This window comes from Paenibacillus sp. MMS20-IR301 (genome assembly GCF_032302195.1).
Taxonomy (GTDB): Bacteria; Bacillota; Bacilli; order Paenibacillales; family Paenibacillaceae; genus Paenibacillus_AQ.
In genome coordinates this window covers 3,120,755-3,145,474 of sequence record NZ_CP135275.1, presented here as the reverse complement: position 1 = coordinate 3,145,474, position 24,720 = coordinate 3,120,755, and the positions used below count along the sequence as shown (strand labels likewise).

General features: G+C 51.6%; 19 protein-coding genes. 14 read left to right on the top strand and 5 right to left on the bottom strand.

The features are described 5' to 3' along the window. Position 1: 1 nt before the first annotated feature. Entirely contained in the window at positions 2-1,885 is a 1,884-nt protein-coding gene (locus tag LOS79_RS13880; protein ID WP_315420687.1) for an AraC family transcriptional regulator, read from the bottom strand. Between the two features lie 150 nt (positions 1,886-2,035). Beyond that, positions 2,036-3,727 carry a M3 family oligoendopeptidase gene (locus LOS79_RS13875; RefSeq protein WP_315420683.1) on the bottom strand — a complete coding sequence of 564 codons (1,692 nt, stop codon included), beginning with the start codon at positions 3,725-3,727 and terminating at the stop codon, positions 2,036-2,038. Positions 3,728-4,128: 401 nt separating this feature from the next. Between LOS79_RS13875 and LOS79_RS13870 the strand changes: the two genes are divergently transcribed. The 3 genes from LOS79_RS13870 (at position 4,129) to LOS79_RS13860 (ending at position 8,836) form a co-directional block, all read left to right on the top strand. Then, complete coding sequence (locus tag LOS79_RS13870) at positions 4,129-4,404, top strand: CD3324 family protein (protein WP_315420681.1); 276 nt, start codon at positions 4,129-4,131, stop codon at positions 4,402-4,404. Between the two features lie 903 nt (positions 4,405-5,307). Further along, complete coding sequence (gene ltrA / locus LOS79_RS13865; protein ID WP_315420679.1) at positions 5,308-6,474, top strand: group II intron reverse transcriptase/maturase; 1,167 nt, start codon at positions 5,308-5,310, stop codon at positions 6,472-6,474. A gap of 262 nt (positions 6,475-6,736) precedes the next feature. Next, a complete protein-coding gene (locus LOS79_RS13860) occupies positions 6,737-8,836 on the top strand; it encodes an alpha/beta hydrolase fold domain-containing protein (protein WP_315420676.1) in 2,100 nt (699 codons plus the stop codon). A 17-nt stretch (positions 8,837-8,853) separates the two neighbouring features. Here the strand turns inward: LOS79_RS13860 and LOS79_RS13855 are convergent, their stop codons facing one another. Next, complete coding sequence (locus tag LOS79_RS13855; RefSeq protein ID WP_315420674.1) at positions 8,854-9,747, bottom strand: AraC family transcriptional regulator; 894 nt, start codon at positions 9,745-9,747, stop codon at positions 8,854-8,856. A gap of 124 nt (positions 9,748-9,871) precedes the next feature. Between LOS79_RS13855 and LOS79_RS13850 the strand changes: the two genes are divergently transcribed. The 6 genes from LOS79_RS13850 (at position 9,872) to LOS79_RS13825 (ending at position 17,401) form a co-directional block, all read left to right on the top strand. Beyond that, positions 9,872-10,786 carry a nucleotidyltransferase domain-containing protein gene (locus LOS79_RS13850; protein WP_315420672.1) on the top strand — a complete coding sequence of 305 codons (915 nt, stop codon included), beginning with the start codon at positions 9,872-9,874 and terminating at the stop codon, positions 10,784-10,786. A gap of 28 nt (positions 10,787-10,814) precedes the next feature. Continuing rightward, a complete protein-coding gene (gene uvrA, locus LOS79_RS13845) occupies positions 10,815-13,718 on the top strand; it encodes an excinuclease ABC subunit UvrA (protein ID WP_315420669.1) in 2,904 nt (967 codons plus the stop codon). Positions 13,719-13,862: 144 nt separating this feature from the next. After that, positions 13,863-14,855: an alpha/beta fold hydrolase gene (locus LOS79_RS13840; protein ID WP_315420667.1), complete on the top strand. Its 993-nt coding sequence runs from the start codon at positions 13,863-13,865 to the stop codon at positions 14,853-14,855. Between the two features lie 200 nt (positions 14,856-15,055). Beyond that, a complete protein-coding gene (locus LOS79_RS13835; protein ID WP_315420664.1) occupies positions 15,056-15,493 on the top strand; it encodes a LytTR family DNA-binding domain-containing protein in 438 nt (145 codons plus the stop codon). An 11-nt stretch (positions 15,494-15,504) separates the two neighbouring features. Beyond that, positions 15,505-15,945, top strand: coding sequence for a hypothetical protein (locus LOS79_RS13830; RefSeq protein ID WP_315420661.1), 441 nt, complete (start codon positions 15,505-15,507; stop codon positions 15,943-15,945). A 148-nt stretch (positions 15,946-16,093) separates the two neighbouring features. After that, on the top strand, positions 16,094-17,401 hold the full coding sequence (locus LOS79_RS13825) for an amidase (RefSeq protein WP_315420660.1): 1,308 nt from the start codon (positions 16,094-16,096) through the stop codon (positions 17,399-17,401). A 14-nt stretch (positions 17,402-17,415) separates the two neighbouring features. Here LOS79_RS13825 and LOS79_RS13820 read toward each other — a convergent pair whose 3' ends face one another. After that, positions 17,416-18,339 (bottom strand): GNAT family N-acetyltransferase, encoded by a 924-nt coding sequence (locus tag LOS79_RS13820; protein WP_315420657.1) that lies wholly within the window; start codon positions 18,337-18,339, stop codon positions 17,416-17,418. Positions 18,340-18,926: 587 nt separating this feature from the next. Here LOS79_RS13820 and LOS79_RS13815 point away from each other — a divergent pair. Beyond that, positions 18,927-19,514, top strand: a complete 588-nt coding sequence (locus tag LOS79_RS13815) for a GNAT family N-acetyltransferase (RefSeq protein ID WP_315422216.1) — start codon at positions 18,927-18,929, stop codon at positions 19,512-19,514. Between the two features lie 48 nt (positions 19,515-19,562). On the opposite strand, the gene LOS79_RS13810 is transcribed toward LOS79_RS13815, so the two are convergent. Then, on the bottom strand, positions 19,563-20,852 hold the full coding sequence (locus LOS79_RS13810) for a S8 family peptidase (protein WP_315420654.1): 1,290 nt from the start codon (positions 20,850-20,852) through the stop codon (positions 19,563-19,565). Between the two features lie 168 nt (positions 20,853-21,020). Between LOS79_RS13810 and LOS79_RS13805 the strand changes: the two genes are divergently transcribed. The 4 genes from LOS79_RS13805 to LOS79_RS13790 all read left to right on the top strand — a co-directional run bounded on the left by LOS79_RS13805 (position 21,021) and on the right by LOS79_RS13790 (position 24,524). Next, the gene (locus tag LOS79_RS13805; RefSeq protein ID WP_315420651.1) at positions 21,021-21,380 is read left to right on the top strand and encodes a hypothetical protein; all 360 of its coding nucleotides are present in this window, start codon (positions 21,021-21,023) and stop codon (positions 21,378-21,380) included. A gap of 198 nt (positions 21,381-21,578) precedes the next feature. Continuing rightward, on the top strand, positions 21,579-22,268 hold the full coding sequence (locus LOS79_RS13800) for an alpha/beta fold hydrolase (RefSeq protein WP_315420649.1): 690 nt from the start codon (positions 21,579-21,581) through the stop codon (positions 22,266-22,268). Positions 22,269-22,412: 144 nt separating this feature from the next. Continuing rightward, the gene (locus LOS79_RS13795; RefSeq protein ID WP_315420647.1) at positions 22,413-22,808 is read left to right on the top strand and encodes a nuclear transport factor 2 family protein; all 396 of its coding nucleotides are present in this window, start codon (positions 22,413-22,415) and stop codon (positions 22,806-22,808) included. A gap of 288 nt (positions 22,809-23,096) precedes the next feature. Continuing rightward, complete coding sequence (locus LOS79_RS13790; RefSeq protein ID WP_315422214.1) at positions 23,097-24,524, top strand: NAD(P)-binding domain-containing protein; 1,428 nt, start codon at positions 23,097-23,099, stop codon at positions 24,522-24,524. Positions 24,525-24,720 lie beyond the last annotated feature (196 nt).

Here is a 24,720-nt window from a genome sequence, read left to right as displayed (position 1 = left end):
CTCACAGGCTAACCAGCCATGCAGCCAGTTCTTCGGTCTGGCTCAGAATGGCTATCGGGTCCCAATAGCCGGAGCGGTCAGTTGTCCATAAGAAGACGTGATTATTCTTGACTGCCGGGAGCAATCCCCAGATGGGGTCGGCTTTAAGTTCATCCAGCGTTGCCGTATCAGAGGTCAGAATAATATAATCCCCCGCATATTTAGGTAATACCTCCGCTGAGAAGGAAGCCCAGCCGGGATCGGCCAGCTCGGCGGCGATATCTGCAGGCGGCTTGAAGCCGAATCCGTTGTATATCGGCTGGCCGCCTTTGCCGAATGATGTACCGACAGCCATCAGGCTATTGTCACTTGATTCAATAACTGAAAATGTGCTGTCCGCAGGCACAGCTTGCAGCACTTTTTCTTTGGCACTGGCAGTGCGGCTGTCATAATCAGCGAGCCATGCCTGTGCTTCTGTCTGCTGTCCGAGCAGATCGCCGAAATATGTGACCTCCTCATGTACTGTTTTTAAGGAGGCGTACGGAATGACAACAGTAGGCGCTATTTTTGCCATTTGCTCATTGAGTTCAGGATACATGTCATCCATAATGATCAAATCCGGTTCAAGCGCGAGAATCTTCTCTACGTTGCCGTTGCCTTCCCCAATGTTCGCAACATCCTTTAAGTACTCCTGGAAATAAGGATTCTTAATATGATGATCGGATGTTCCGATAGGTGTAATACCTACCGCAATCAGACTGCCCAGATATTCACCGGCAACGATCCGTTTCGGATGTATGGGTACCTCTACCTCACCGTTAACGGTTTCTACAACTTTGGTCTGCGGCTGCTCCGCTGCGCTGTTTGTACCGCACGCGCTCAGAATCAGAACGAAGCTTAGCAGCCATAACGAGGCCAGCGCGGGTCTTGAAAGTTTTGGCATGAATAGATCCCCCTCTTCTATACTCTCTAACTGATAATGGTTATCAATTATATTAGTATAGTTAAATGCTTCAGGAGGGACAATGGAGGATTCAATGGTTATGACAGGACGATCTTCTGGCTGCCTCCTTCCGGCATGAACCTCTCTATAGCGTATCGGAGCTACGCCTTTGTATTTTTTGAACAGCCGGCCCAAGTAATTCGGATCCTGGTAGCCGACGGCAACGGCAATCTCCTTCAGCGTAGCATCCGTTTCCAGCAGCAGGGAACCTGCTTTATCCATACGCACCTTGATCAGATAATCAATAGGACTGAGGCCGGTACGGGTTTTGAAATAGGAGGATAAGTGGGGGATGCTGTAATTTACGCTTTCCGCCAGGAACTCCAGGCTGATCGGCTCCTCATAATGCTCATGGATAATAGCGGCAACCTGAGCGGCCAGATCCTGTGTGGCAGGTTTGATGGCATGTGCCTGCATCTGATCCAGGAGTTCGTAGACGAAGTGATATAAAGAAGTGCGGGCGCGTAAATGCATCAGCGGTCTCTGCTTCCGCCAATCCTTATACAGCTCGCTTAATATCCGGTGGAGCAATACAGGATTATCCGGCGTTACATGGTAGGAATAATTCCAAGAGTGGTCCTGTCCCGGTAATCTGGCAAGTTCCGGCGGTACCGGGGGGATAAGGGCGGCTTTGTAATAAACGCAGTAGTACTCCAGATCCTCGCTGCCCGTAATAATGCTCAATATGGCCCCTTTACCGGCATGAAGCACTGTAACGCGCTGCAGGCGGTGAATTTGCCGGTCCAATTCCGCTGTAGCATAGCCGCGGATAGACATGAGAAACAGGCTGGAAGGGATTTTATAGGAGAGCAGGGATTCACCGGCTTTGATTGTAATCCGGCGGACATCTATGACTTTGCAATTCGCATGATTCCATAGGGTGATTAGTTCATTGATATTCATACCGCAGCTTAGCCTTCCCTGCCTTAAGGGCAACTTTTCTTGTAAATCAAGAGCTTGAGTTTCTTAATGGTTATAACATAATTGTCCTGAAAAAAACAAACGAGCCTTAGATAGAATTCTAAAGGCTCGTTTGCGTATGTTATTCTGCTGTTACAGCGCTTTGTCGTCGATACCGTTCAGCCAGCTGTCAATCTCTCCGATGACGGAGCTGATGCAGCCGTCCTCAAACGGTGAGATGAGTCCGGCAAGCCCGACCAGCTTCGTGAAGGACTGGCTGCCGCCTGCCTGGCAGAGCTGCAGATAATCGGACCACGCGGATTTAAAATCCTCATTCGAGCGTTTCCAGAACTGGAAAGCGCACAGCTGGGCCAGCGTGTAGTCAATATAGTAGAACGGATACTTGTAGATATGAGCCTGCTTCTGCCAGAAGCCGCCCTGCTCCAGATATACGTTGCCGTCATAATCGCGGTGCGGCAAATACTTCTGCTCGATTTCCCGCCAAGCCTGCTTGCGTTCAAGCGGAGTCGCTTCCGGATGTGCATAGACGAAATGCTGGAATTCATCCACGGAGACACCATATGGAATGAACAGCAGGCTGTCTCCCAGATGATTGAACCGGTATTTGTCGGTATCCTCCTTGAAGAACAGGTCCATCCACGGCCAGGCGAAGAACTCCATGCTCATAGAGTGGATTTCAGCAGCTTCAGAAGTCGGGAAAGTATATTCCGGCACAGCCAGATTACGGCTGGAGTACGCCTGGAAGGCATGGCCGACCTCGTGGGTCAGCACATCAATATCGCCTGAAGTGCCGTTAAAGTTGGAGAAAATGAACGGCGCCTGATAATCGCTGAAGAAGGTGCAGTAACCGCCGAACTCCTTGCCTTTTTTGCTAACCAGATCCATCAGCCCGTTGTCCTGCATGAACGTGAAGAATTCATCTGTTTCCGGCGACATTTCCTTATACATCTTGGCTCCGTTAGCTACAATCCAGTCAGGATCACCTTTGGGAGCCGCATTGCCGGAGTTGAAATTAATGCCTTCATCGAAGAATTTCAATTCCCCGAGTCCCAGGCGCCCGTTCTGCCGCTGTTTCAGCTTAGTGGCAACCGGCACGATGTGCTCCAGCACCTGCTTACGGAAATTGGCTACCATTTCGGCATTGTAATCAGTACGGCCCATCCGGTCGTATCCGAGTTCCACGAAGCTCTTATATCCAAGCTTGACTGCAATTGCAGTCCGCACTTTAACGAGCTCGTCATAAATGCGGTCAAGCTCAGGTTCTTGCTCTGCCATGAAACCGAACCGGGCGTCGAATGCGCCCTTACGTATCTCGCGGTCTGTTGAGGTATCATAAGGAATCAGCTGGGCGAGCGTACGCTCTTCACCGTCGAACATAATTTTGGCCGAAGCGATCAGCTGGGAGTATTCAGAGATCAGCTTATTCTCAAGCTGCAGGTCACTGATGATTTCCGGACTGAAGGTACGCAGTGAAATTTCAGCCAGCTGCATCAGCTGTGTACCCCATTCCTGCTCAAATTCAGCTCTGAACGGGGAATTGACAAGCGCTTTGTAATAGTCAGTTATGTACTCCTGGATAACCGGACCGGTCTCATCCATGTAGTCCTGCTCCGCCTTGTAAAAAGCATTTTCAGTATTAATGGAGTGGCGTACGCTGACCAGTGTCTGCATTGTGTCGAATTTGCTGCGCAGCTCGTTCATAGCAGCGATTGCAGCTTTTTGCTCCTCCAGACTGCCTGTCTCCAGGCCCTTCAGCAAACTCCTGAAGTCAGTTTTGAATTGCTCCGCATCCGGACGTTCATAACGGTATTCAGTGAATTTCATTGGATTATCAGCACCCTTTCTTTACCATATAAGTCCTATTATATAATTGAAGCCGGCAAAAAACCATTCTATTCCCCGGAAAGTTTAATTATATTTAATATTATGTGCCGGGCAGAGGGAGCTTCCCGTTGAATCACTGTGAGGATTGCTCTAGAATAGAAAAGGTAGAATCCAGGATATGTAATTATAACGGCGGCTGCAGATGCTGTCCGGGAGGTGAGAGACGATGTTAAAAAGAATCGAATACGTACTGGGCAAGCTCCATGCAAAGCCTGTGGAATAACTAAGGCGAAAGCTTGGCATGGAGCGGATTTATTCGCCTGAAGTAACAATCTGGTACGGTTATTCATCCACAGGCTTTGCCCTTAAAAGATCAATATATTTTAAGGAGCTGGCCAGAGATGAAAAGTGTAAACGCATCCGGGCTGTTGCCCGAACATCTGCTTAAGGAAGTTCAGCAATATATTCAAGGGGAAGCTTTATATATCCCCACCCGTCCGAGTGACCGGAGAAAATGGGGCGAAAGCTCCGGGGCAAGAGGGTTCTATCTGCTCCGGAACGGGGAGATCCGGAAGTCCTTCCGCGAAGGCTTGTCGGTCGACCATTTGTCAGAGCAATATGGCTTGTCTGCAGACAGCATCCGCAAAATTGTATATTCCAAGAACCCGCAGAGCTGATCTGCGGTTTTTTTGTGCGCCTCACAGTCGCATCATCTAGGTGGTTCAAATCCACCCGGTAACTTTACCCTTTAAAGTGCCGTAGCCGAAGTAGAAATCCGGCACTCACGTGCGGGATTGGCAGGGTGTCTTCCGTGAGGAAGAATCCGAAGGGCCTGCAGGCAAAGTCCAGCCCGGAATGCAGTGAACCAGAGGTGGCGGCGATGCGGGGTGACCCGCCAAGAAAACGGGGAAACCTATACAAAATCGTATATCTTACAGGAAAACAACCAAAGGGACATGACCTGTAGGACTCATCGACGTATTTAGGGTCAGGATGGATGGAACAGAAGGTGCAGATAACTGAGGGAAGTCTCGTAGTCTCCTTGGCGCAAACGCGGATAAGGTAGGGGCGGTATAACCGAGAGGGAAAGCCAAGCCGAAGGGCTGCGAGATGGCGGATCGTTCCGTAGTAGTGAGTAAATTCGGGCCAATGAAAGCTGGTAACAGACTGGAGGAGAAAACCCGGATGAGTATGTGCCCAAATTTTTTTTTTTTTAGCGGCAAGTAGCCAGAGGAAAAAAAAAAAAAAAGTGGTGTCGCATACCCTGCTCTCACTCCAAAAGAGGAGAGACAGAGGCGAAGGGAACGTGCTTCGTCAAAGCTCGTGAGTGTTCGTGAGTGGAGATCGTAAACGTCTTAAACCAGCGAGGGTTTGACCGAGAGGGTACGTCCCGCCGAGAGCGAAAGAACGCTTGGGGATGAGGCAAACTGACGACCTGAGTACATCCAAAGGCAGCAGGAGCGATTGAAGGTTTTTTTTTTCTAACACGCAGTTGCCGGGATGGAACGAGCAAGGAATCGATGCTCTGTAGCGAAAACAAGACCAGCTTGGTGAGTAACGATAAAGGTGGTGAAACACCAATGAAACCGAAAAGACGTTACTACTCCTTAATCGATAAGGTATACCAAATGAACAATCTGCACGAAGCGTGGCTATCGGTGAAGAAGAATCAAGGAAGCGGCGGTGTGGACGGCGTAAGCATTGAAATGTACGAAAAGAATCTGCACATAAACCTAAGGGAACTCCAGAGGTTATTGCAGCAGGGTCGTTACGTACCCAATCCGGTGCGCAGACGTTATATCGAGAAGGAAAATGGGAAATTAAGACCGCTAGGCATTCCCACGGTCAGGGATCGAATCTGTCAGCAAGCCGTCCGTCAAATCATTGAGCCTATCTTCGAAGAGGATTTTTACTATTATAGCTTTGGTTTTCGGGCAGGATACTCGGCGCATCAAGCCATACGGGCCATTCGGAGAGCCAAACGAAACGGATATGAACATGTGGTAGACCTGGATATTGTATCTTTCTTCGATGAAATTCCACACGAAGGACTCATGGAGAAGGTGCGAGGGAGAATCACCGACGGAAAAGTGCTGACGCTCATCCGCGGATGGCTAACGGCGGGAATCATGGAAGATGATCAGTTCCATGAAACAGAAATCGGGTCTCCTCAGGGCGGAGTGATCTCGCCGCTCTTGGCGAACATCTATCTGAATACGTTTGACTGGGAAATGAAGGAGCAGGGATTCGCTGTAGTCAGGTACGCGGACGATGCCGTGATCCTATGCAAGAGCAAGGAACAGGCAAAAGAAGCGTACTTGACAGCAAAGAAGATCCTGGAAGAGGACCTAGGGCTGCGGATGCATCCGGAGAAAACAAAAGTAGTAGATTTCGAAGAAGGATTTCGTTTTCTGGGATTCGACTATCGGAAAGAGTATGTGACCTTGCCGGACGCGAAAGTGAAGAAATATAAGGATAAAATCCGAAACGCAACGCGTAGGCAGCAAGGGAACAATCTGAACGAAATGCTCAAGACACTAAACGAAATCATCCGAGGATTTGGAAATTATTTTGGTATAGGGAATGTGAAGAAAAAGTTTCAACGTCTGGATGAATGGACGCGAATGAGGGTGCGAGCCTTTATGCGCCAAAAGAAATCTACGGTGTCAAACCGGCTGATTCCAAACAAGGTACTGGAATCAGCGGGAATGGTATTTCTAACAAGCTTACTCACCACACGTTCCTAATTCAGGAGTGAAATAGGCAATCCGGCGACGGATGAAGGAAACTCACTCCTGAAGATGGGGAACTGACGAAGGAAAGCCGTGTGCGGGAAATCCGCATGCACGGTTTGACGGGGAGTCCGAGGGAGTAATCCCTCGTCTTACCCTACTTGCTATGCGGTTGATCCGTAGAATAACACCTGATAAACAATGAACTGCGTAATTGTAAAATTAAGCCCGGAATTCTAGAATAAGGCCAAGAAATCATTCCGGGAGGTTCTATGTTATGAAACGTCGGCTTCTGTATGTGCTGCCGGTTGTCCTGGCAATTATCGCGGTATGGCTTTTAATAGGAAGGCAGAACAGTCAGGGTCCTCCGGATTCTGCTCCGGCTTCCGCTCCGCTGACGGCAGCAGCGGAAGCGGAGGCAGGAATAGCAGCAGAGCCAGTCAGTGCAGTAGTGGATAATGCGCAGAATCCGCTTCTCTACCTTAACCCGCAATATGAAGTCCAGGTACAGAAGGATATCGTCTATGCGGGCAAGCGGAATGAAGGTACTGCTGAAGAAGCTCTTCAGCTCGATCTGTATCAGCCGGCAGGAGACCCAAGCGCGCTTCACCCGGTGTTCATATTCATTCACGGGGGCGGCTATAGCGGAGGGAGCAAAGAGGATGCCGGAGCGTTCTCTGCGGGTCTGGCCAAGCGGGGCTACGCCGTCCTGGCGGTAAACTACCGGCTGAAGAAGGAACCGTCGATCCGTTTCAACGACACTTTGCTTGATGCCTGCGAGGATATCGCAGATGTGCTGGGCTGGATCAGGCAGAATGCGGACACCTATGGGCTGGATAGGGGCCGGCTGTTTCTGGGCGGCGACTCTGCCGGAGGACAGATTTCACTTAACTTTGCCAATAAGTATCTGAAGAGTGATCCCGGTTTAATCAAGCCGGTAGCTGCAATCGTGGATATATATGGCGGAGCACTAACCGACAGTGTCCAACCGGGCCTGCCGCCGGTGCTGATGATCCATGGTACACTCGACAGGTCGGTTCCTTATGAGACTAGTGTGGAGTTAAGCGAGATGCTGCAGGCCCGCGGAATCTCTCATGAGCTCTACACGCTGGAGGGCGGAGGTCATGACTATAAGGATGAACGGTTTCAAGAGCAGATTATGGATACGGCGGCTGCGTTCCTCTGGAATGTTATGAACCGCCAAGGTTCCGGCTGGCTTCCGGAGAATGCGGGCATAACAGCAGCTTCAGGGGATGATTTCAGTCTTGCGCTGCCGGAAGGCTATAAGGCGGATACGGCCGCCGATATGCTTAAGGTCAGCCTGCCGGCCGGGTGGAAGCTGGCGGAACAGGATGATCAGTCTCTGCGGATTCAAATTCCCGCCGGGCTTAAGCAAGGCGATTATTATGTCCGCATTGCTGTAGTCCAGGCCAGCGGAGTCTCCGCAGGTTATGCCGTGAACGTGAGTGTAATCAATCCGCTCAAGACCGAAATGGAATCGTATTATGATGATGCAGCCAGCACCATTAAGACCCGGATTGTGCTGACCAATCAATCGAAGCAGCCATTCAGCGGATCGTATGAGATAGATTACGGGGGTGCAGGCCAGACATCAGGTTCTTACGCAACGAAGATAGAAGGGCTGGAGCCGGAACAGTCGGAAACGCTTATTATTCCTGAACTGGTTACCGGAAGCTGGACGATGCGTGGCTATAATTCAGCCGGTATGCTGCTGCAGGAGAGGAAACAGCTGTCCCGTGCCTCCCAGAGTCCGAGGCTTACTAAGCCGGTTCAGATCGACGGGAACCTTGAAGAGTGGGCAGCACAGACGCGGTTTGACATCAGCGGAGTCAGGCTGGAGGGCTGGGGCGGCAGACAGGATCTCAGCACATCCGGTTATACCTCCTGGGATGCCGAGAATTTCTATCTGGCGCTTGAAGTGACCGATGATGTTCATTCACAGAGTGCTGCGGCTGATGCGATCTGGAGCGGTGACAGCCTGCAGTTTGCCCTAGGGATTACCAACCCTGACGGAAGTAATCCCGGCGGATATCATGAAGCCGGCATTGCCGGAGACGGCCGGGGGAAGCTGCTGAAATGGCGCTGGCTGGCCCCGCGCGGCTTCGACGCCGGTGACACGCTTCCGCTTCAGGCGGCGGTCGTACGCAAAGGACAGACTACCGCCTATGAAGCAGCCATCCCCTGGAGCGGGCTGACCTGCGAGACTGACCGGGTGCAGGCTGGCCTGAAGCTGAAATTCGCGCTGCTGGTCAACGACAATGACGGCAACGGGCGCCGGGGCTGGATTGAGTATAACGGCGGCATCGGGATGGTGAAGGATATCAATGCATTCGGGGATTTATTTCTTAGTCATTGATGATATCAGCAGCCCGCTTAGCCCAGCACTGAAACCGGAAAATACAAATCGCATTCACAGTAGCTTTTGCTGCACTTGGCGTAATTAACCCATTCAAAGCTGAAGGTTTCCGGGATATCGATTTCCGCTAAAGGCATCCAGACCTCAAAAATATATCTCCAGATCTCCTGCAGGGCTGCTGCGGAGAGCTCTTCTGGACGGTGGAGGCCGATATATGTGAATACGCCATATTTATGCGGCCGCAGATGCCGGATCTTCATCTCGGGCGGGACGAGGCTGCCGGCATTGATCAGCAGGGAGGGCTGATATACCGTGGAACCGTCGAACGGTTCTGGAACTGAGGTGAAACCGATATACACATCCTTGTGCTGCGGGTTCACAATTCTTGTGCGTTCATGCTGAAAGAAATGAATGCCCCGCTGCGTGGCTTCCATTGTACTGGCATTCTCCATGACCGGGATTCTAAATTCGTGCCCGGCAATCGCAAAGGACGGCAGTACACGAATGGAGTTGAAGAACACCAGTCCCTCCCCCGCATAACTCAGCAGTCCCGGATTAAAGCGGTCCAAGATGCTTACCGGTGAAGGGTTTCTGCGCCATTTTGCCGGAGTAGTCTGGTACTCCTCTTTGAAGTTTCTGTTATAGCTCCGTTCAGAGCCGAAGGAGTATTTCGCTGAGATGAATTCGATGGTGTTCCTGGAGTGGAGCAAATCCCCGAGGGACACCGCAATCCGCCTTCTGCGGACGTACTCCATCAATCCGGTTGCCGTCGCTCCTTTCCAGATCCGCAAAAGATGGAACTTGGAGACATTCACCTGCCCGGCGATCTCATCCAGACTCAGCGGATCCAGCAGATGCTCTTCCATGTACGCTGTAGTCTGCTTTAAAAGTGACAATAAATAATGGTCCATGAGCAGAAATCCACCCCAGCAATTTTTGTCCTGTTTTGATAGAACGCTTGCAGTATAATTTACCACAGAGAACATCTTAACATATTCTTGTTAATCCGGGCACTGAAGGTGGAGGTACAACATTATGGAAGCCAGTGTGCATGCTGAGCTGCAGAGCCGCTATACAGCCGCAGCGGAGAGCTTTGTGGACAAAGTAAAAGGTGATCCGAACGTCATAGCCGTGATTGTCTGCGGCAGCCTTGCTTACGATCAGGTGTGGGAGCGGAGCGATATCGATATGGCTGTTATTGTCCGCGACCAGCTGCTTCAGCAGCATGGATACTGCCTTGTTGAGGATGGGATTACAATCAATGTGCAGCTGTTTGCCAGAAGTGAATTTAAGAGAGGCTTTGAGAAAATGGTAGGAGGCTCTATTCCTCAATCGTATTTTGCCAAGGGACAGATCGTGTATTCGGCGGATGACAGCCTTTACGAGTATTTCGAAGAGTTCAAGAAGCTGGGCAGCCATGATATTGCCCTGTCCTTATTAAGGGATGCCTGTGAACTGATTGATCTGTTCGATAAAAGCCGGAAATGGCTCACTGTGCGGAAGGATCTGCTCTATGCCCAGTATTATCTGCTGAAGGCTGCGGATCAGATTGCCAAGATGGAGCTCAGCTCACAAGGCGAACCCCCAATAAGAGAATCCATTCTTACAGTAATGGACAGGAAGCCTGAATTAATGGCCCCGCTGTATTCTGAGGCAATGTCCCGCCGGATGAGCCAAGAGGATATCGGCACGGCGATCGGGGGGATTAGCCGGTTTATTGACGGGAAGCTTGATATGCTGAAGGAACCGGTGTTGGATTATCTCGCTGATGGTGAGATCAGAACGATGACGATGCTTGCGAAGCATTTTAAGCTGGACACTCATTTACTAATCAATATTCTGGAGTATCTGGCGGATAAGGGGATTATTGAAAAGGTATCGCAAACGATCCGTATTACGCCCAAAAGCAGGCCGGCAGTTGAAGAGATCGGCTACTTATACATCCCGTAAAAGATGAAGAACAAGGAGGAATCAGCCAGTGAGCATCCGCACAACGATTGAAGTATCCGGGGCCAGGCAGAACAACCTTAAGAATGTATCTGTGGAGATCCCGCGTGACCAGTTAACGGTGATTACAGGTGTGTCCGGCTCGGGTAAATCCTCGCTCGCCTTTGATGTCATTTATGGAGAAGGCCAGCGGAGATTTCTCGACTCGATTTCGAATTTCGCCAAGGGCCGTATCAGCCAGCTGAAGAAAGCGAAAGTGGATTCTGTACGGGGGCTGTCTCCGGTAATCGCGATTGAGCAGAAAAAAGGCAATCATAACCCCCGCTCCACCGTAGGTACAGTTACGGATGCCAACGATTATCTGCGGCTGCTGTTCGCTACGGCGGGTACGGGTCATTGTCCGGAATGCAGCAAACTGCTGTGTCAATTATCCGCTGCCCAGATTGCCGAGCATATTTCCTCGCTGCCGAAAGGGACCGTCGTAGAACTCCGCGCTCCGGTCTATAAAATCTATGGTGAGGATTACAGCTACACCTTTCAGCAGCTGCGGGACAAAGGCTTCAAGCATCTGCTGGTTGATGGCGTGCCTTTATCGCTGGCGGAAGGCTGGGAGCCGGATGAGAGCCGGGTATACCGGATAGAGATGATTATTGACCGGTTCACCCTAAAGGATGAAACCTATATACAGCTGACCAAATCCATTGAATCGGCAATGCTGTCACTGGATGAGGATATTATGGTCAAGGTGGAGATTATCGGCGGGGCAGGTGAGAGCATAACGCAGGGGTTCTATGAGCATTTCGGCTGCCCGGAGCATCATTTCTTCCTCTGTGATATGCAGCCGTTCCATTTCTCCTTCAATACCCCGGCCAGTGCCTGCCACACCTGCCTCGGTGTCGGAATGTCCTTTGTGGTGGAGCCCCGGTTCCTAGTAGTAGCCCCGGAGAAAAGCATTAACAAAGGGGCGCTGAAGAGCACTGTATTCAATCCTGCAGGCAAGGACAGTTACCGTACAGTGCTGATGTACAGCCTGTCCGTGAAATACGGCTTCAGTCTGGATGCACCCTTCCATGAGCTTCCGTCTTCAATTCATGACCTGCTTTTCTATGGGACCAAGGGAGAGCTGGTTCCGATGCTTCAGCCGCCCTTCTCCGCCAAAAAGAACTGGATGACCGGGCGGGACCGGCCGTTTGGCGGCTTTGTCCAGGAGATGGAGAGCTGGTACAAGCATTACATACGCAAATCCTCGACGTCGGAAGCCTTTGAGCCGGCATTCATCAAAGATTGTATGATCGAGAAGGTCTGTCCGGAATGCAGCGGTGCGAGACTCAAGCGGCAGCGGCTGCAGATTACAGTAGGGAATAAGAATATTGACCAGCTTAGCCGGATGCAACTGCATGAACTGCTGGGCTTCCTGAACTCATTAAGCTTCGGCCCAAATGTCGGTGAGGTGGCGGATACCATTGTCCGTGAGCTGCAGACCCGGATCTCGCTGCTGATTGAGATCGGACTGCATTATATCAGTCTTGGCCGGAGAAGTGACAGTATTTCGGGCGGTGAGATGCAGCGGATCAAAATGTCCACGCAGATCAGCAGCGAGCTGATGGGCATGCTCTATATTATGGATGAGCCGAGTATCGGACTGCATCCGCGGGACTCCCACCGGGTCATTGGTACGATGAAGAAGCTGCGTGATCTCGGAAATACCGTGATTGTAGTGGAGCATGATATGGATACAATCCGCAGCGCGGATCATGTGATTGAAATCGGCCCCGGCCCGGGCATCCATGGCGGGAATGTAGTTGCCTGCGGAAGCGTGGACAATATGATGGGGCAACCGGAATCGGTTACGGGCCGGTATTTATCCGGAAAGGCATTCATTCCCGTGCCCGCACAGCGCCGCAAGCTTGGTGATGGGTTCCTGTCCATCCAGGGGGCGCGTGAGAACAACCTCAAGAACGTGGACCTTGATATCCCGCTCGGGGTACTGATTTGTGTTACAGGCGTCTCAGGTTCTGGCAAAAGCTCGCTGATTCACGGGATTCTTGCGAAGCAGCTGCGGATTGACAAGACCTCAGCCCGGATTGTAGCAGGGGAGCATGACTTTCTGTTCGGGGCGGACCAGCTGAATCATCTTATCAACATTGACCAGACGGCTATCGGGCGCAACAGCAAGTCTAACCCGGCGACCTATATCGGAATCTATGATAAAATCCGTGATTTGTATGCCATGCAGCCTGAAGCGGATGCCCGCGGCTATCAGCCGGTTGACTTCAGCCTGACTCATGCGAACGGTACCCGCTGCGAGTATTGTGCAGGTGACGGAATTCTGGTCACGAACCTGCAGTTCATGGCCGATATAGAGACACTCTGCCCGGTCTGCAAAGGCAGACGCTTCTCGGAAGAAGGCCTGGATATCAAAATCTGCGGCAAAAGTATAGCAGATGTGCTGGACATGACTGTAGAAGAGGCGGCCGGGTTCTTCCAGGAGCATAAATATCTCAAGCACAAGCTTGCTACTATGAATGAACTGGGGTTGGGATATATGACCCTCGGCCAAAGCTCAACCACCTTATCCGGCGGCGAGGCGCAGCGGGTGAAGCTTGCATATGAACTGGCCAAGATTAAGAAAGGCGCACATAACCTGTATATTCTGGATGAACCGACTACGGGACTGCATCTGGAGGATATCAAGAAGCTGCTGGTGGCGCTGAACAAACTGGTCGATTCCGGGCATTCCGTTCTGGTGATTGAGCACCATCTGGATGTGATCAAGTCTGCTGATTACATCATCGATATGGGCCCGGAAGGCGGAGACCAGGGCGGCTATGTGGTTGCTGAAGGAACACCGGAGCAGGTCGCGGAAGTGGAGGCCTCCTATACCGGGAGGTATCTCCGCAGTGAGCTTGGGTTGGCTGCCCCGCAGAGAACTTAATCACACCTGATTTACCCTCTCTTGTGATAAGGTGGGTAAATTGGTTTTTTTTCGCGTTGAAGGAGGATTCGGGATTTGAAGAAAAAAAGGACTAAACTGAAGACAGCCCTGAGGCTGTTAATGTAAGGCCTGCTGCTGATAGTAATGCTTATTGGAATCGGGCTGGTGTTTCCGACATGGACTCCGGGCATTAAAGGAAGCAACAGCGTCAGCATGCTTAAGCAAGTGACTATCAATGGTACGAAGCAGGAGGTGATGATCCGCGGGCGGGACCGGAGCAATCCGCTGGTGATTTTTGTGCATGGCGGGCCGGGGGTGCCTGAGACTCCATATGTACGGAAATATCAGGATCTGCTGGAGCAGAATTTCACCGTTGTCCAGTATGACCAGAGGGGCAGCGGCAAATCCTATCATTTCTCGGAGGATTATTCGGATTTGTCTGCGGACGTGCTGGTGGAGGATCTGCTGAGCTTGACGGATGAGCTGGAGCAGGAATTCGGCCAGGAGAAGGTGCTGCTGATCGGCCACTCCTTCGGGACATACATTGCGCTGCAGGCAGCGGATAAGGCACCGGACAAGTTCAGTGCCTATATTGGAATCGGCCAGATGGCTGGTTGGGTGAGCAGTGAGCTGGAGAGTCTGCAATTTGTCATAGATCAGGCGAAGCTTGCGGGCAATGATGCTGAGGCGGATCAATTGGAGCTGCTAAGAGGACCGGTTACTGCTGGCGAGAAGATCACCCCGCGTGACACCATCAGGAAATACGGCGGTTCAGCCCGGCAGATTGACGATGTATCCGATCTGTTCAAAGGTTTGCTATTCGGCACGGAATATAATCTGCTGGATGCCGTCCGCTTTTTCAAGGGGAATATGATGTCTGAGACTATACTAATGCCGGAAGTATCCAAAAGTGACCTCACGGAGATGGTGGAGGAGATCGATATTCCCGTTTATTTCGTGATGGGTAAATATGACCTTATGACCCCGGTGAACGAAGCGCGCCGGTACCTGGAGGAGCTGAAGGCGCCGCAGAAGGAGTTCGTGGTATTCGACCAGTCGGCCCACTATCCGCAATTCGAGGAGAAAGCGAAGTTTGCACAGTGGCTGAACGGGACTTGGGCAGAGCTGGCACAATAGTGTGCAGGGGAGCCGTCATACTCTATATACCGAAGCTGAGGCCCCACGTTGTGGGGTTCTTTGGTATGTAATGCGGTAGCCTGAACCGCCAAAAATGTAAGTTGGGTCCGCTGCAGCGCAGCTTATGCAAAGGCCATTGTATAAGGATTCCTACAAAAATATACTGTAAATGTAAGGAGAAGCGCAGGAGGCGATGGACGATGAAGATTACCATTGAGAACGTTCCGGAGGGCGGGGAGCCTGAAATTATTCTTAGGTGTAATGATCCGGATGAATCCTTGCTGAGGCTGATCTACTCGGTGAATGGAGGCACAAGGAAGCTGATCGGTATGACTGATTCGCAGCTGCATGTAATTAATCCCCGGGATGTGTATTACTTCGAGGCGGTCGACCATAAGGTATTCATTTATTGCCATGAGCTGGTGTACGAGTCGAGGCTGAAGCTGTATGAGCTGGAGACGGATTACGGGCACGGCGGCTTTTTCCGGGCATCCAAATCGGTTATCCTGAATATCGCCCAGATCAAATCCCTCAGCCCGGTGCTCTATGGAAGATACGAGGCGCTGCTGCATAACGGTGAGAAGGTCTATATCTCCAGACAATACGTCCCTGTGCTGAAGCGAAAATTAGGTTTATAGGAGGGCTTACGATGATCAAGACCGGTAAATATCTCTCTTTTTTCGTGAAGGATCTGTTAACAGCTTGCGGATTTCTTATGGTTCTGGCGGCGGCTGTACTGGCATTGAACGCTAAGGAGACAGTTAACGGCTCGCTGCTCTTGCAGCTGTTCTTAGGCGCTTCGGCATTTACCTGCTTCCGGTATGCTTTGGTGAATACACATGAGGTGGAGAAAAGGGTACAAACGATCAGCTTTTATGTTTTCTTCATTCTCGCTGATGTTTTTGTAATCCTCTGGCTGTGGTTCTTCGCTGATGGTCCGCTGATGGATAAAGGTGTGCTGGTGCCGTTTGTTATCGTAATTCTTGTGGTCAAAAGTATGGTGTACGCCATGATGCATATGGACGGGAAAAGAGAAGCCAAGGTGCTGAACCAGAAGCTGGAGGAGTATAAAAAAAGCGGAGAGGAATGAACCTGCGCTCATGAAGCTGATGCTTGATGCTGAAGGTCCCCTGGTGCGGAAGCGCCTGCCGGGGGCCTTCTAACTTTTTTGACACCTTTTTATGCTGCCAGCCGTAATTAGAAAAGTGTTATACATAATCTTCCATGGAGCTGATCTTATGCTATTGAAACAAGCCTCTCTGACGGACATGCTGAACAGCCGGGGTGAACCCGCCGGTCTGCTTGAGGAATCCCTTAACCGTTTCCGGCAGCGCCTCGGAATAGTCGAGCCGCAGATTCATGCTTTTGTTGCGGAACCCGATGCGGAAGAACGTCTTGCCCGGGACAAAAATCTGCTGCTGCAGTCCTGCAGTTCTGCGGAAGATCTTCCTCCACTATTCGGTGTTCCTGTTGCTGTTAAGGATCTGCTGCATGCAGATGGCCTGCTGACCCGTGCAGGTTCGCCATTGCCGCCAGCGCTGATCACCGGAGAGGAAGGAAGCCTCGTCAAACGGCTCCGGGCACTGGGCGCGTTCATTGCAGGGAAGACAGTGACCGAGGAATTTGCCTATAACGGACCGGTTGCTACCCGGAATCCGCATAACCCGGACCATACTCCCGGCGGGTCCAGTGCCGGATCTGCCGCAGCGGTGGCTGCTGGCATCTGTCCGCTGGCGGTCGGTACCCAGACACTGCGTTCGGTGATTGCTCCGGCTTCCTTTTGCGGAATCGTGGGCTTCAAGCCAAGCTATGGCCGGGTTCCGCTGGATGGTGTGCTGCTGCTCTCACCTTCAATGGACACCATAGGCTTCTTCACGCAGGATCTGCCCGGGATGGAGTATGCTGCTGCCCTGCTGGTACCGGATTGGCAGGCCCGGGCTGAGGATGCCCTTCGTAAACCGGTACTTGGCATCCCCAAGGGAGTATATATGGAGCTGATGAGCCCGGAAGTCAAAGCGGCCTTTCTCGACCGGATTGCTGCACTAGAGCAGCTGGGTTATGAAATCCGCAATGTCCAGATGCCTTGGGAGGATGAATTCATCTATGGGAATGCAATGCTGCGCTTTATTGAAGGAGAGCTGGCCCGGGGCCATGAGCAGTGGTTCGGGAAGCATGCACAGGACTACGGCCGTCCGGTCCATGATGCCATTCTGAGAGGCAAGGAAGTTTCTGAGGAGGAGCTGGACGGTTACCGTAATGGGCAGCAGGTGCTGCGGGCCGGACTGAAGGATCTTATGGCCGGGGAGGGAATAGACCTGTGGATCTCACCCGCTCAAGGCGGGACTGCTCCTAGAGTAGAGGAGATGAACACAGGCTGGTCCGGCATGCCTGCCGTCTGGGGCTTCGCCGGTCTGCCGTCCATCAGCCTTCCTGCTGTAACGATCGGGAATATGCCGCTTGGCATCCAGTGTATCGGCAGCTTCGGTGAAGATGAGACACTGCTGGCATGGGCACGGGTGCTGTGGCCGCATTTATCAGGCAACTGATACTGCGCGGGCCCTTAAGCCTTGTTCACTCGAACATAGGCTTCCTGCAGCTCTTCGACGGGTATGCCGTTAATCCGCATGCCGGAGAGATCACACTGTGAGAGAATTACACCAGTCAGATCACAGCCGAGAAAATGACTCCCGCTAAGATCACAGCGCTCGAATACGGCTGGCTTGCGTGAGGTTCCCAGGCTGGTATCGTGAATATATACACCGTCAAGGGCGACCAGAGCGATTTCGCTGCCGCTTAATCTCGAGTCGGCAATCAGTGTATTGCACAGATTAAGGTTTGTGAATTTGGCATCCTGAAGATTGCTGTCTGTAAAGACGCATCCGGACAGATTGCTGTTATTGAAGCTGCTTTCCGCAAGATTTATATTGTAGAAATCAGCTCCGCTCATGACGCAGTTCTCAAACTCGGCTTGTGAGAGCTGCCGATCAATGAAGCTGGGGCCTTGCTCCCCGGCAGCAGGCAGCGGGTCAGCAAGCTTTTCATATCCGAATTCTCCGTGAGATTCATAGATTCGCGTGTATCCGGCTTTTTCATAGAATCGGTGATTGTTTAGCTGCCTGCTGGAGGTTTCCAGCTTCCAGGCCCGGGCTTCAGGGTATTGCTCTTCCAGGTAGGCCAGAAGTATCGAACCGTACCCCCGGCCCTGGCAGAGCGGATCAATAAAAATCTTATCAACTCTGGCATGCCTGCCTGTCTGCTGTATGCTCGCTCCGCCGATGATCACTGCCTCTTCTTCCAGCACGTAATATTCGGATTCTCTTATGGCATACCTGTGCTGCTCTATTGAATCATAACCGGGCGGCCGCAGGTTGCTGTCCTGTACCTCTTCACCGGGCAGCCAGCGCCGCATTTCTGTGTCAAAAGTCTCCTTCATCAAAGCAGCCAGCTTTCCGGCATCATCGGGTACAGCTTTGCGGATGTTCATAGACATTCCCCCAGTAAAAGTTAGAAATCTATTACTTATTATAACTGCTAATTATCATAGACATATCCAGAAATATGTAATATATTGCTGCCTATATAAAAAGCACAAAAGAACCTAACTAAAAGTAAAAAGGAGCGAAGGGGAAATTTGGAACTGTAGGAGCGATAGCGATCGCCTTTATATTTGGATTTCTACCGCGAACAGCGGATATAATCAGGAAATCCAAATATAACAGCGGCCGGAAGTCCAAATGTTCACCGCAGTGACGTCTAAGCTTAAAAAGAGGATACTCTTTCCTATTTACTCGTAAACCTTACAAACGGCAGGCTTGTCGGTTATCTCGCCACTGAACATAATGTTATCCTCTCTATTGCACTTATGAGCACTTACGAGACTCTGCCTACCTTAGGAAATCCCTCAGGAAAAAAGGGCATTTCAAAGAAGCACGCAGTCTGGGGATCGTTGAAATATTCCTGGACTACACGGCAGATGGAAAAGCGGTGTATGAGAAGCTGGGGTTCAGTCACCTGGACAAGGAAATGGTTCTGAAAATAAGCAGTTAGAATAAATGAAAAGAGGCGGTCAGAATAGAAATCAGACCTTATACACCCGAGGATGAGCAAGGCTGGGTGCGCTGCAGAACATTGGCTTTTTTGGATACGGCTTATTATGATAATGTCCTCCGGGAAAAAGAACGCTATGACTATCCGGCGATTGAGCTGGTTGCAGTTGCGGACGGGCAGATCATCGGTCTGCTGGATATTGAATATGAAACGGAGGAACGGACCGTCTGTTCGAGAGGGACAGGGCTGGGGGGAATGCTCTGGCATATTGCTGTTCATCCCGATTACCGCAGACAAGGCACCGGCAATCAGCTGCTGGCAGCAGCTGAAGTGATGTCCAGGGAGAAAGGGCTGAACCGTCTGGAGGCCTGGACCAGAGATGATTTGTGGGTGCGGAACTGGTACGGAAGGAATCAGTTCATCCAGGCGGATTCTTATCTGCATGTATATCTGGAGGGGGACGAAGAAATCGAAGGAACCATCAGCTCAAATCTGCCCCGGCTGCGGCCTGTCTATACCTTTGCCCATTACACTGGCCCGGACCGTGAAGCTGTCCGGAGCCGGTTCAAACGGGTGCATGAATGCATCTGTTATGAGAAATATTTTAGCTGAGAGCTGGCGCAAGCAGTTAAACGGATAGGGTAATGAACAATAAACCGCTCATCGGAGCGGTTTATTTGGTGAGTGCGGGAAGAGGCAGCTCCGGTTCAGGAACCGTACATTCACCTCGCCGCTTCCGGCGGTATTGGGCTTCAGGCCGAGCGGGAAGGCATTGCGCTTAAGCAGCGCCTTCACCTGCCCGGGAGTCAGGCCGGGACTGCGCTGCAGCAGCAGTGCCGCGGCGCCGGAAACAATCGGAGTAGAGATGCTGGTGCCGGACAGCCTGAAGTACCGCTTGCCGACCTTGTTGCCCGGAAACTCACGGACCAGTACAGAGCCGGGGGCACGCAGGGAGACGACGGCATCTCCGGGGGCAACCAGGTCAGGCTTCACCTTGCCTCCGGGAGCCGGGCCGCGGCTGGAATAGAAGGTGATGCGGTCATCCTTCTGCGTCACTGTGCGGCGGTCATTCACGGCTCCGACAGTGATAGCTGAAGGACTGATGCCGGGTGATTCCACGGTGCCCCGGCCGGGGCCGCTGTTGCCGGCGGCTATGACTACAGTGAGCCCGGCTTTGACGGCTTTTTCGACGGCCTGAACGAGAATATCATCCTTCGGTGAGGGGTTTACCGGACCGCCGAAGGACATCGAGAGGATGCGCAGCTTCAGTCTCCTGCGGTTGGCTATGCACCATTCAATGCCTTTTATAATGGTAGAATCGTAGCCGTCCCCGTTCTTATCCAGCACCTTGATGCCGGCGATACCTGCCTCCGGTGCCGGACCTCTGTATTTCCCCTTGCTCGACCAGCCGTTCCCGGCTGCATCCCCGGTAATATGTGTACCGTGACCGTTATCATCATAGGGGCATTTCCGGTGATTGATATAATCCTTGAAGGCAATGATCCGGTTCACGGGCCGGGTCAGATCCGGATGCGGGTACACCCCTGTATCAAGGACGGCGATGTTAATCCCTTTACCGGTAAGCCCTTTGATCTGTCTTACTACAGTTGCTCCAATGGACGGAGTGGCAATATTCAGATTAGCTTTCTTGATTCCATCGAGATATACCTTGCGGACACCGGGCCAGCAGCACATCCGTTCCAGGCATTTCAGCGAAAGCTGTGAAGCAACAGCCTGGTGCAGCGGCAGATGATGCTTCACCTTGAAAGCATGCTGTCCCAGATGAGTCTGCAGCGACCGCATTCCGGCTGGTGTGAGCGGACGCTTGAACTGGATAATAACCGGAATCGCTGCAGAATTAGCTGCAGATGAATAAGACTTGCGTATCATATGCTTCAGGGGATGGTTAAGCTTGGCTGCATGCTGCTGTACCCATGACTTGTCACTCATAACTGTGATCACCTCTATGGGAGCATAATATGCGGCCGGATGCCTGGCGGGTACGAAACTATGAATATAGGACACTACCACATTTCAATGAGCAGTAGGCAATTAGAAGTTTCGCTTTGTTCCTGACATGCATTTACTACTGTATCCTAACAGAAAGTGGTGAAGCAATTGAAAGAGTCAGAGAAGAAGGCATTGCTGGCAAAACGCCTCGTTATGTCCCAAAAAGCCAAAGCATCGGCGGTCAGACCCAAGAGACGGAGAATTAAACAGGTTCTCAGCAATTTCATCGTGCTCGCGGTAAATAACAATAACGTTCCTTATGAAACCCAGGACTGGAAGGCTACACTGACCAGAAGCTCCGGCACAGTTATCACCGCACCGTTTGATGAATTTGGCGTAGCCCAGTTTAATACGATCAGCACCCTGACTACTGTAAGCTACACGCTTAGAATCATCGATGCGGATAATGTGCAGCGCACCCAGAAGTTTGTTCCTTCGAACCGTGAGTTCTTCGTAGCCCGTTTCTAAGGGAATTATGCGCTCCGGTTAAGCCGGGGCGCGTTGTTGCGCTCTGCTGCCTTTTGTCACAGCATGAGTTTTGATATTGCTGTACCATTAACATTATAATAAATAGTAAGTTACATATTTATAGTGTGTTGGAAAAATACTAATTCTTGCGGGAGGATGAAGATAGAGTTGAAAAGTTACTTTGTACATAATGGCCCCTTGGCGTTACATGTTCTGGAATCCGGAAAACAGTCTTCCGGTAAAGCTTCGCTGCTAATCATTGGCGGGTTATGGGAGCCGGCAGAACGGGCAATCCCGCTTCTGGCGAATGTACCGGGACATGTGTTAGCATTCAGCTTCCGCGGCCGGGGGCTGAGCTCAACGCCAGCAACCGGCTATGGGCTGGAGGACCATCTGTCTGATATTGCGGCGGTGGTGCGGCATTGCAGGCTGGAGAACTATTATATTCTTGGGTTCTCACGTGGTGCCGCTTATGCGCTTGGCTGGAGTCTGCAGCATCAGGAGCAGATGAAGGGGCTTATTCTTGTAGACCAGCCACCACTTCACCGCAGCTTGTCTGCTGAAGCGGTGAATTTCTGGAGCAGCCTGGTGTATCAAGAGGTGCCGATTCTGAACTATATGCGTCTGGAGGCCATTCAAGGGTTAGCGCGGGATGCCCGGGAAGTGGACTTCTCCGCACAGCTGCCTGAGCTTCTGATCCCAGTCACACTGTTTGCAGGCAGGAACAAGACGGCAGAGCTCGGTTCGGACCTGTCAGATGAGACGCTGCATATATATAGGACTGAACTGCCATTCTGTGCTGTTGTTGAATTCGATCAATCCGGACATATGATACCAGATGAGGAACAGCAGAAGTATATAGCCGGGGTCAGCTTATGTATTCAATGATCATAATCATGAGCATCTCTATCCCCTCAAGGTATGAAGACGAAATGCGGAATAACAGCTCTAAGTACAGTAGGAAAAAGACAGCTGTCCGGCGAAATTCTACAGAGAGGGTTATCCTCAGTTGTGATGACAGGAGATGGAAAAATGAAGCTGCAGACAGTTACCAGATTTTTCGAGCTGACAGAGCAATTTAAGACAGACGAGGCCGATTACGCGCAAATCCTGCACCCTGAGATTGAGCAGACGGAATTTCCGAATGCGTTAACGCCCCAGCTTACCGTGAGTGACCGTGAGCTGTTATTCAAACGGATGCCGGGTGGCCGCAAGCTGCTCTCCTCACAGAAGTATGATATTCAGCATACTTATGAAGCCGGGAATACATTGATCGCCGAGGTGGTCTGGAGCGCTGTTGTAGCGGTAGACGCCGGAGCCTTCAAGGCAGGTCAGGAGCTGAAGGCGTATTTCTGCTGTGTTTTTGAATTCAAGGACAACCTGATTCACCGCCAGCGGAATTATGATTGCTTCGAGCGGTTTCAGTAAGCTTCTTCACTTCTTTATGATTTCCAGAGTGAATATTAGTGACATGAAAATAGCTGCTTAAGCCAGGTGCAAAGTTTCGTGTCAAGGAATATACTCTAAAAAAGCTGAAATATTGTTTTGATTCACAATTATAAGCGCGTAAATTGGTTTTGATGACAATAAACATAACGCGAATATTTAAAAATGCGGGGATAAAAGCTATAATGTGGCCACAGGTATAGGTGTGGTACACTGCGGGACAGCCGTAAATATGCAGCCTAAAGATGCCAGCGAAAGGTCTGAGGAATGATGAGCCTGCAAGCCTTGAATGAACGTGTGAAGACCGATTTGTCTTATCTTGCCTATGGCGGCACAGACTGGGTCCATCCTCTGAAGCATACTGAAGGGCATGTCTACGATGTAGTAATTGTGGGCGGCGGGCAAAGCGGCCTTGGTGCTGCCTTCGGCCTGCTGCGCGAACGGATCTCCAACATTCTGATTATTGATGAGAATGCAGGTGGACTGGAAGGCCCTTGGACTACCTATGCCCGGATGGTGACGCTGCGCACTCCGAAGCATTTGACCTCGATAGATCTCGGAATTCCTTCACTAACCTTCCGCTCCTGGTGGGAAGCCCAGCATGGTGCGGAAGCCTGGGAGCAGGTGGACAAAATTCCGCGCGGGCAATGGATGGATTACTTGCGCTGGTACCGGGAGGTGCTGCAGCTGCCGGTCAGAAATGAGGTGCGCCTGCGGATGATCGAGCCCGGCTCTGACGGGATTTTCCGGCTTCATGTTGAAGGGAAAGGGGCGGTGCAGGGGCAGCTGCTCGCACGTAAAATAGTGCTGGCGACAGGTATTCAGGGCGGAGGCGAGTGGCATGTGCCGCCGATGATCTCAGCCAATCTGCCGGAGCATCTGTACGCACATACCTCGCAAAAGATCGATCCCGCCGTACTCCGCGGCAAGCGGATAGCCATCCTCGGCGGCGGGGCCTCGGCCTTCGACAATGCCAGCTTCGCGCTCAATGAAGGTGCGGCTGAAGCGCATGTGTTTGTCCGGCGCGAGCAGCTGCCTAAGATCAACCCTATCCGCCAGATGGAAGGTTCCGGTATGATTGATCGGTTCCATGCCCTCGCGGATGAGGACAAATATGCGGTAATCTCGCATTTCTTCAGCTGCAACCAGCCGCCGACGAATGATACCTTCGCCCGCGCCGCCGCCTGGCCGGGATTCCGCCTGCATCTCGGTTCACCTTGGCTAAGCGTTGCCCGGTCAGGGGAAGGGGTGCAGGTCACAACCCCTAAGGGGGAGTTCAGCTTCGACTTCCTGATCATCAGCACCGGGCTGATCAGTGATCCGGCGCTGCGGCCGGAGCTGCAGGGGCTTGAGCGTCATATCGCCCGCTGGAGTGACCGTTACCAGGCGCCTGCAGGAGCGGCGAATCCGCTGCTGGATGCCCATCCATATCTCAGCTCCGCGTTCGCGCTGCAGAGCCGGGATGAAGCCGGGCGGAGTCTCCTGCACGGCTTGTTCGTCTTCAATTACTCCGCACTGGCCAGCTGCGGCTTATCCGCCTCGGCGATCTCCGGCCTGAGGAATGCGATTCCGAAGCTGGCCGGCGGCGTAGCTGACCAACTGTTCATGGATGGCAGGGAGCAGATTCTGCAAGCTTACTACAGCTATGATCAGATTGAATTCACTGGTAGCTCAGCCGCGGCCGCCAACCTTCCTTAGCCGCGCGCCGCAAGTTTAGTTGGATTTTGTACATTTAATTTCTCCGTAACAGACTCATTAACAAATTTAATTGGAAATAATACACTTAATTCCACTGATTACTTCCTTAAGCCGGATATTCAGTGGAATTAAGTGCTGTTTTTCCAATTAAATCCTCAGACGAAGTGTTTCGCGCAGGATTATATGATGTTTTTCC